Below are 515 nucleotides of genomic sequence, written 5' to 3'. Positions count from 1 at the left end.
GAGGAGGACGCGGACAGCTTGATGTCGCGTCAGGTGGGGTTTTGGCGTGAGGCGTTGGCGGGTGCTCCGGAGGAGTTGGGTCTGCCGTTCGATCGTCCGCGTCCGGTGGCTGCTTCGCATCGTGGGCATACGGCGGTGTTCGAGATGCCGGCGGCGTTGCACGCGCGGATGGTGGAGGTGGCGCGTGAGCGTGGCGTGACGGTGTTCATGGTGTTGCAGGCGGCGTTGGCGGTGACGTTGTCGCGGCTGGGTGCGGGTACGGACATTCCGATCGGTTCGGCGGTCGCCGGGCGTACGGATGAGGCGCTGGACGAGCTGGTGGGCTGCTTCGTGAACACGCTGGTCATTCGCACGGACCTGTCGGGTGATCCGACGTTCGAGGAGCTGCTGGAGCGGGTCCGCGAGACGAGCCTGGCCGGGTTCGCCCACCAGGACGTGCCGTTCGAGCGGCTGGTGGAGGAACTGGCACCGGCACGATCGCTGGCCAGGCACCCCCTCTTCCAGGTCGTCCTCAC

1 protein-coding gene is annotated in these 515 nt (G+C 68.0%); it reads left to right on the top strand.

The window, feature by feature from the left end:
• Positions 1-515, top strand: a 515-nt coding sequence (locus tag AC27LF_RS45645; protein WP_479665248.1) for a condensation domain-containing protein, incomplete at both ends; no start/stop codon positions are given.

This window comes from Streptomyces diversicolor, assembly GCF_057537855.1.
This window is presented reverse-complemented; position numbering and strand designations above follow the sequence as displayed.